This is a genomic window from Neobacillus drentensis (genome assembly GCF_036966985.1).
In the GTDB taxonomy this organism is placed as follows: Bacteria; Bacillota; Bacilli; order Bacillales; family Cytobacillaceae; genus Neobacillus; species Neobacillus drentensis_E.
In genome coordinates, this window is record NZ_JBALSN010000505.1 from 1 (window position 1) to 8,901 (window position 8,901).

The following is an 8,901-nucleotide window of genomic DNA, read 5'->3' on the forward strand; positions in this document are numbered from 1 at the left end:
CCGCTCTATGCATTTTTTTATTCACTGGCAATATTTAATAATTTGAAGTGACTGTAAGACCATTGACGATCGCGATACTTGAACTGGCCCCGATTCTAGTTGCGCCGGCCTCAATCATTTTTTGGACATCTTCTGTATTTCTAACTCCACCAGATGCTTTTACACCCATTTCTGGACCGACTGTTTTCCTCATTAAGGCAATATCTTCTGCTGTCGCCCCGCCTGTGGAGAAGCCTGTGGAAGTTTTAACAAAATCTGCACCAGCCTTCAAGGCTAGCTCACAGGCCCGAATTTTTTCTTCTTTGGATAACAGACTAGTTTCTATAATCACCTTCGTATGTGCCTTACCCTTTGCAGCCTCAACAACGGCTCGGATATCATTTTCTACTAATTCATCGTTATGATCTTTTAGGGCTCCAATATTAATGACCATATCTACTTCTTCTGCGCCATGTTCAATAGCGTTCTTAGTTTCAAATGCTTTTGTTTCAGAAGTAGTCGCCCCTAATGGAAATCCAATTACCGTACAAACCATCACCCCACTACCTTGCAATAATTCTTTTGCGGTGCTTACCCATGTGGGGTTTACGCAAACTGAAGCAAATTTATATTCCTTCGCTTCCTGGCAAAGGGCCTCAATTTGCTGTTTTGTCGCTTCCGGCTTCAGTAGGGTGTGGTCAATCATTGCAGCAATATTTTTAGTAGCCATGTACATACTCCCTTCGATTTCCATATCAATTTTACAAGTAATTTGCTGCTGTCAATAGTTTAACCTAAACGCTATAAAAAAAAAGGACCTAAATGGTCCTTAAATGGCAGCTTCTTCTTCAATAAACAATTCTGTCTTGGATATTGAATCCTCAACAATCTTAACAAATTGTCCACGATTGTATGGGTATCCTGCTTGGTTAATTTTAACTTTAACAATTTTACCAATCATATCTTCTGGAGCTGAGAAAATAACCTTCATGTAATTATCAGTGTATCCGATCAGATAACCCGAATTGGCTTCTTCTTTTGATACTTCTTCAGGAATCACTTCTAGGACTTCACCTTCAAATCTTGAGGCATATTCTTTTGCCAATTGATCGGAGAGCGTGATGAGGCGGTGAACTCGATCATTTTTAATTTCTTCATCGACTTGGTCTTCCATCCGAGCAGCTGGTGTTCCTGTTCGTTTAGAATAAGGGAACACATGAAGCTCAGAAAATTTATGCTCATTAATAAAATTATACGTTTCCATAAACTCTTCCTCAGTTTCACCTGGGAAACCGACAATGACGTCCGAAGTGACAGCAAGGCCTGGAAGAACTTCTTTTAGTCGATCTAATCTTTCTCCGAAGAACTCCATTGTATATTTACGGCGCATTCTTTTTAAGACAGAATTCGAACCAGATTGTAATGGAATATGCAAATGGCGGACCACAATAGGAGAATGTTTAATCACTTCAATTACTTCATCAGTAATCTGACTTGCTTCTATGGATGATATGCGCAGGCGTTTTAGCCCTTTTACAGCTTCCAAATCACGAAGTAATTGGGCAAGATTGTAATCCTTCATGTCTTCCCCATATCCGCCTGTGTGAATACCTGTAAGAACAATTTCCTGATAACCTGCATCAACTAATTGCTGAGCTTGCCGAATTACTTCCTTCGGATCACGTGATCTCATTAAGCCGCGGGCCCAAGGAATAATACAGAAAGTACAGAAATTGTTACAACCTTCTTGGATCTTTAAAGAAGCACGAGTCCTGTCTGTAAAGGAAGGAACATCCAGTTCTTCATAGACGCGGCTTTTCATGATATTGCCAACCCCATTAATTGGCTGACGCTCACGCTTGTATTGCTCAATATATTCAAGCATTTTTATCCGGTCCTGTGTTCCCACAACAACATCAACACCAGGAATAGCCATAATTTCTGCAGGGGATGTTTGCGCATAACATCCTGTTACACAAATAACCGCATCTGGATTTTTCCTAACGGCACGACGAATGACTTGGCGGCTTTTTTTGTCGCCAGTATTTGTTACGGTACATGTATTAATAATATAGACGTCCGAAATTGATTCAAAATCAACCCGTTCGTAACCTTCTTGTTTGAATAACTGCCAAATAGCTTCAGTTTCATAATGATTTACTTTACAACCTAAAGTATGAAACGCAACTGTTGCCATTATTTTTCACCTCATTAATTCAAAATGATAGGAAATTGCTGATAATGCATATAAAGGGGCTGTTTCGGTTCGTAATATTCTCGGGCCTAGCCCACAAACTGCAAAATCATTATCCTTTAATCGCCTAACTTCTTCATCAGTTAAGCCGCCTTCTGGGCCAAAAACGATAAGAAGTGTTTCGCCTTTATCGATTTTTTTTAGCGTATCAGCAAAAACGGAAGTTTCCCCATTTCTACTCTCTTCCTCAAAGGCAACTAATTTATAATGAAAATCTTTGCTTTTTAATAGCAAATCTTTAAAGCTAATCGCACTCATGACATCCGGTAAAAAGGCACGATGGGATTGCTCCGCAGCTTCTTTAGCTATCTTTTGCCATCGTTCTACTTTTTTCGCTGCTTTTTTTTCATCCCATTTAACGACTGAACGAGCTGCTGAAAATGGAAGGAATTGATGCGCACCTAGCTCTGTTCCTTTTTGGATAATCCATTCCAGCTTGTCCCCTTTGGGCAGTCCACTAGCAATCGTAATTTTAATGGGCAGCTCGGAAACCCCATCTATCCATTGTACAACGTCTGCAACAACACTTGTATCGGTAATTTCTGCAAGGGAACATACTGCTTGCTTCCCGTCTAGATCAACGCAAATAATTTTGTCACCAATTTGCATGCGCATAACTTTTACAATATGATGGCGGTCTTCGTCATCAATCAAAAAGCGCCCATCGTTTGCTCGTTGTTTAACAAAGTATCGTTGCACACTCTTGCACCCTCTCTTAAACCATTTACACTTAATTTTACTAAAGAATAGTCTGTTCTAAAAGCATGGCACGAAAAAAAGGGGTATGTTACCCCTCTTATTCAACCATTATATCCGTTTGGCAACAATAGCAACCCAATCTTCCATCAAAATTGTTTCGGATATCTCAAAGCCAACAGCAATTAACGCATCTTTGACTTGATCTTTTTTCTGCTGGATGATCCCAGAGGCAATGAACGCTCCGCCAGGTTTGACAACTCTTGCAGCATCATCAGTAAATCGTAAAATAACCTCGGCCAAAATATTAGCTACAACAACATCAGCAGAATTTTCCTCTACACCATCCAGTAGATTATTTTGGGCAGTAACTGCTCGATCACTTACTTTATTAAGTTTAATATTCACTCTTGCTGTTGTTACTGCTACCTCATCAAGATCAAATGCACGAACATCTTCGGCACCCAGCATAGCTGCGGCAATGCTTAATACCCCCGATCCTGTTCCAACATCGATAACCCGGTCACCAGGACGAACAGTTCTTTCAAGAGCCTGAATACACAAGACAGTAGTCGGGTGTGTTCCAGTTCCAAACGCCATTCCTGGATCTAATTCAATGATTAATTCATCACTGCTGACCGGAGTATAAATCTCCCAAGTCGGTACAATTGTAAATTTTTCTGAAATTTTCACAGGATGATAATATTTTTTCCATGCAGTTGCCCATTCTTCTTCATTTACTTCACTTATTGTCACTTTATTTTTACCGATATCGATATTATGAATAATCAAATTATTAATGGATTCTTTAATTGCATCCACCGTTTCACCTAAAAAGCTATTAACCGGAAGGTATGCCTTTAAAATCACACCTTCATCTGGATAATCATCGGGATTGAGTTGATAGATTTCACCAAATTGATCTTGTCTTTCTTTCGTCAGTTCAAATGGATCTTCAATGACTACGCCACTCGCCCCAGCTTCGTGCAAAATATGAGAAATAGGTTCAATCGCCTCATTTGTTGTGTGAATACTGATTTCAGACCATTTCACATCTACCAACTCCAATCCTTACTCGCTTTTAAAGGCACGTTTTACTTTTGAGAAAAAACTTTCTTCGTGTTCACCAATCGGAGAAGAACCACTAAGCTCTGCGAATTCTTTTAAAAGCTGCTTCTGTTTATCTGATAACTTTGTTGGGGTAATAATCCGAACAATAATATATTGATCGCCAACACCGTATCCACGAACATTAGGAACACCTTTTCCTTTTAAACGGAATTTTTTTCCCGTCTGAGTACCTGCAGGAATTTTCAATTTCACTTTCCCGTGTAAGGTAGGTACTTCAATCTCATCACCTAATGACGCTTGAACGAAAGTGATCGGCATTTCACAATAAATATCATCGCCATCTCTTTCAAAGAACTCATGTTGCCTTACATGGAATACAACATAAAGATCTCCTGGAGGTCCACCGTTAATTCCTGCTTCGCCTTGTCCTGACATGCGGAGTTGTTGACCATCATCAATACCCGCAGGGATTTTAACATGAATTTTCTTGCGCTTTTGTACTTTTCCTTTACCGCCGCAAGTAGAACATTTATGTTTAATTTCTTTCCCAGTTCCATTACAGTGATTGCAGGTACGTCGATTGACGATTCTTCCAAATGGAGTATTTTGCTCCACATTTAACTGACCCGTCCCATGACAGTGCTGGCATGTTTCTGGTTTCGTTCCAGGTTTTGCACCAGAACCACTGCATGTTCCACAAGTTTCTTCACGAGGAATTTCAATATCTGTTTCTTTCCCAAAGGCTGCTTCTTCAAAAGAAACCGTCATCGTATACTGAAGATCTGCTCCTTGTCTTGGTGCGTTTGGATCACGTCTTCTTCCGCCTCCACCGCCGCCAAAGAAAGTATTAAAAATATCCTCAAATCCTCCAAAGCCTCCGCCGAAATCACTGCCGCCAAAGCCTTGGTTTGGATCTGTATGGCCAAATTGATCATAATGGGCCTTTTTCTGATCATCGCTTAATACTTCATATGCCTCTGTTATTTCTTTAAATTTATCTGCCGCATCTTCTGCTTTATTTATATCTGGATGATATTGTTTGGAAAGCTTTCGATAGGCTTTTTTTATTTCATCCTTTGAAGCACTTTTACTAAGCCCTAGTACTTCATAGTAATCCCGTTTACTCATGATTACCCACTCCCGAATCTGTCACATAAAGGTTATTGTATCATTCATCACAATGTTAATGCAATAAAAAAGCCAAAGCCCATAGTTCTGACTTTGACTTTTTTCTGAGCTGTGAAAACTCTTATAAATGTCTAGCTCCAGCGCCTAGGGGCTCGAAGGTCTACAGCCAATCTGTCAAGAAGGTAAAAAGCAACCTTCTCGCCAGCTCGTCTTATGCCTGTCGCCCCTGGACAAGGCGCTTCCGCTTTTCTATTTATCGTCTTTTACTTCTTCAAATTCTGCATCAACCACATCATCTTTAGGACCAGCAGTATTTCCAGCTTCAGGGCCTCCCTGTTGTGCTTGCTGGGCAGCTGCTGCTTGTTCATAAAGTTTCACTGTTAGAGCTTGAACGATTTCTTGTAATGCATCCTTTTTCACACGGATTTCTTCAAGTTCGTTTTTCTCAATCGCAGCTTTTAACGCATCCTTAGCTTCATTAGCTTGAGCTACTTCACCAGCATCAACCTTACCTTCAAGGTCTTTTAATGTCTTTTCAGTTGTAAAGACAAGTTGATCTGCTTCGTTACGAAGTTCAACTTCCTCTTTACGCAGTCTATCTGCTTCTGCGTTTTCTTCAGCTTCTCTAACCATGTTTTGGATTTCTTCATCTGAAAGTCCAGTTGAAGACTTAATCGTGATTTGTTGTTCCTTATTTGTGCCAAGGTCTTTTGCACGAACATTAACGATACCGTTCTTATCAATGTCAAAGTTTACTTCAATTTGTGGAATTCCACGTGGTGCTGGTGGAATATCAGATAATTGGAACCGTCCTAAAGTCTTGTTATTAGCCGCCATCGGACGCTCACCTTGAAGGACATGGATATCAACAGCAGTCTGATTATCAGCAGCAGTTGAGAACACTTGCGATTTAGATGTAGGGATTGTTGTATTACGGTCAATTAACTTCGTAAATACACCACCCATTGTTTCAATACCAAGGGAAAGTGGTGTAACGTCAAGCAATACAACATCTTTTACATCCCCTGTAATAACTCCACCTTGAATTGCAGCACCCATCGCTACCACTTCATCAGGGTTAACCCCACGGTGCGGCTCTTGTCCAGTCGCTTTTTTAATCGCTTCTTGAACAGCTGGAATACGAGTAGAACCACCAACCAAGATTACTTTATCAATTTCTGAAGGAGTTAATCCAGCATCGCTTAATGCTTGGCGAGTTGGGCCCATTGTACGCTCCACAAGATGAGCAGATAATTCATCAAACTTCGCTCTAGTCATGGTTACTTCAAGGTGAAGCGGACCAGCGGCACCAGCAGTGATAAATGGTAATGAAATTTGCGTAGAAGTTACACCTGATAAGTCCTTTTTCGCTTTTTCAGCCGCATCCTTTAAGCGTTGTAATGCCATTTTATCTTGGGAAAGGTCAATCCCATTTTCTTTTTTGAATTGGTCTACAAGGTAATCAATAACGACTTGGTCAAAATCATCTCCGCCAAGGCGATTATCACCAGCGGTTGATTTAACTTGGAATACACCATCGCCTAATTCTAGAATTGAAACGTCAAATGTACCGCCGCCAAGGTCATAAACAAGAATTGTTTGATCTTCGTCGGTTTTGTCTAATCCATATGCAAGTGCAGCCGCAGTTGGCTCGTTGATAATACGTTCTACTTCTAGACCCGCAATTTTCCCTGCATCTTTTGTTGCTTGACGTTCTGCATCATTAAAGTAAGCAGGTACTGTAATTACTGCCTTTGTAACTGGCTCGCCTAGATAGTCTTCAGCATAAGATTTTAAGTATTGAAGAATAATTGCAGATAATTCTTGTGGTGTATACTCTTTGCCTTCAATGTCCACTTTATAATTTGTGCCCATATGACGTTTGATGGACATGATTGTGTTTGGATTTGTAATTGCTTGACGTTTAGCCACTTCACCAACTTGGCGCTCTCCATTTTTAAATGCGATTACGGAAGGAGCCGTACGATTACCTTCTGGATTTGGAATAACCTTTGGTTCGCCACCTTCAAGGACAGCAACACAAGAGTTGGTTGTACCAAGGTCGATACCGATAATTTTACTCATTTCCTTTTCCTCCTAGAAAAAAATATGTAGTTTTATTGATTTACTTTCACCATTGCAGGTCGGATAACACGGTCATTTAATAAGTAACCTTTTTGAAATTCATCCGTTACAATGTTTGAGCCATAGTTCTCATCCTCACCCTGCATGACAGCTTGATGCAGATGCGGATCAAACTCTTTCCCTACAGATTCAATCAGTTCAACACCTTCACTTTTCAGAGCATCAAGCAAACTGCGGTAAACCATGTCCATCCCTTGTAGAAGTGACTTAGTTTGTTCATTATCTGCTTCAATTTTCATTGCTCTTTCAAAGTTGTCAATTGCAGGCAATAAATCAGTAATAAGTTTTTGTGCTCTATATTTTTGACTCGCTTCTTGATCTAACCTAGTACGTCTCCGGAAATTATCAAAGTCAGCTTGCAAGCGTAGATATCGGTTATCTGCTTCCTCTAACTTCTCTTTCAGCAGGTGAATTTCTTGGTCCTTTTCATCAACCAGTGAATCTGCTGCCTGTTCTGTTGCTGCACCTTCGTCAAAAACAGTCTCAACCGTTTTTTCTTCGGTAAGTTCAACATTATCAGTACTTTCAACTTCCATTTCTTCATTTAGCGTTTTATTATTCTCATTCGTCAACTTACTCACCTCCCTTAAAGCATTTGCTGTCATTTATAGGATAATTCATCTTCAGAGAAAAGGGGGTGAAACAGGTATTTCACCCTTACTCAATATTACCCGAGCTATTTATTTTGATACAATTTCGTCCATACAGCCGTTAAATCCTTACTTAAAAATTGCAATAGGCTAATGACTCGGGAATATTCCATCCTTGTAGGGCCTAGAATGGCGATTGTCCCTAAATTTTCAACACCAGCCGAATAAGTAGCTGTGATTAAGCTGCAATTATCCATGACACTATTATTATTTTCAGTACCAATTTTAACCTGAATTCCAGCTGAATCATTTCTGATTAAATTATAAATCCACTCTTCCTGGTCAATCATCGTTAGTAAGCTTCGCAATTTCGTTACATCATGAAACTCCGGCTGGCTTAACATATTAGTCTTTCCAGCAAAGAAAAGTTTTTCATTAACTGGCATTTTTAATGAATCTGCAATAGTATGCAGCATTAAGTCATAATCATGGATATGCTGCCTTAAAAGCATGGCTACCTCTTTATAAATCTTATCATTTAGATCTTCGAGAGGTACGCCTGATAATCGATCGTTTAAAATATTCACTGTTTTTTCTAAATCACTGGCATCTACTGATGGTGGTAAAGAAAAGGTCCTATTTTCTACATGGCCCGTATCTGTAACAAAAATAGCTACTGCTGTTTCTTTGTTTAACGGGATAATTTGAATTTTTTTCAACTTATTAATGCTAACAGCCGGACCAAGAACAATGGATGTGTAGTTCGTTAAGTCCGATAATATTTTTGCAGACCTCTGGATAATTTTTTCGAATTCGAAAATTTTCTCAGCAAAAATCGACTGAATGATAGATGTATCATGTTGATCTAATACCTGTGGAGATAAAAGATGGTCCACATAATAGCGATATCCTTTTTCCGATGGGACACGACCTGAAGAGGTATGTGTCTTTTCAATATACCCCAACTCTTCAAGGTCGGACATTTCATTACGAATGGTTGCCGAACTGAAAGAAATCTCTTTCTTTTTCGACAAACTT

8 protein-coding genes are annotated in these 8,901 nt (G+C 39.7%); all 8 read right to left on the reverse strand.

All coding sequences use genetic code 11. The annotated features are described in order from the left end of the window. Positions 1 to 34: 34 nt before the first annotated feature. Positions 35 to 709 (reverse strand): deoxyribose-phosphate aldolase, encoded by a 675-nt coding sequence (deoC, locus tag V7659_RS26645; RefSeq protein ID WP_335543102.1) that lies wholly within the window; start codon positions 707 to 709, stop codon positions 35 to 37. 99 nt (positions 710 to 808) lie between these two features. Beyond that, a complete protein-coding gene (gene mtaB / locus V7659_RS26650; RefSeq protein ID WP_335543103.1) occupies positions 809 to 2,176 on the reverse strand; it encodes a tRNA (N(6)-L-threonylcarbamoyladenosine(37)-C(2))-methylthiotransferase MtaB in 1,368 nt (455 codons plus the stop codon). Positions 2,177 to 2,182: 6 nt separating this feature from the next. Then, positions 2,183 to 2,932 carry a 16S rRNA (uracil(1498)-N(3))-methyltransferase gene (locus tag V7659_RS26655; RefSeq protein WP_335543104.1) on the reverse strand — a complete coding sequence of 250 codons (750 nt, stop codon included), beginning with the start codon at positions 2,930 to 2,932 and terminating at the stop codon, positions 2,183 to 2,185. Positions 2,933 to 3,040: 108 nt separating this feature from the next. Continuing rightward, positions 3,041 to 3,982, reverse strand: a complete 942-nt coding sequence (gene prmA / locus V7659_RS26660; protein WP_335543105.1) for a 50S ribosomal protein L11 methyltransferase — start codon at positions 3,980 to 3,982, stop codon at positions 3,041 to 3,043. An 18-nt stretch (positions 3,983 to 4,000) separates the two neighbouring features. Then, positions 4,001 to 5,128: a molecular chaperone DnaJ gene (gene dnaJ, locus V7659_RS26665; RefSeq protein WP_144547733.1), complete on the reverse strand. Its 1,128-nt coding sequence runs from the start codon at positions 5,126 to 5,128 to the stop codon at positions 4,001 to 4,003. Positions 5,129 to 5,377: 249 nt separating this feature from the next. Continuing rightward, the gene (gene dnaK, locus V7659_RS26670; protein ID WP_335543106.1) at positions 5,378 to 7,213 is read right to left on the reverse strand and encodes a molecular chaperone DnaK; all 1,836 of its coding nucleotides are present in this window, start codon (positions 7,211 to 7,213) and stop codon (positions 5,378 to 5,380) included. Between the two features lie 32 nt (positions 7,214 to 7,245). Then, entirely contained in the window at positions 7,246 to 7,845 is a 600-nt protein-coding gene (gene grpE, locus V7659_RS26675; RefSeq protein WP_420491777.1) for a nucleotide exchange factor GrpE, read from the reverse strand. Between the two features lie 104 nt (positions 7,846 to 7,949). Continuing rightward, a partial coding sequence (gene hrcA, locus V7659_RS26680; RefSeq protein WP_335543107.1) for a heat-inducible transcriptional repressor HrcA occupies positions 7,950 to 8,901 on the reverse strand: 952 nt, incomplete at its 5' end.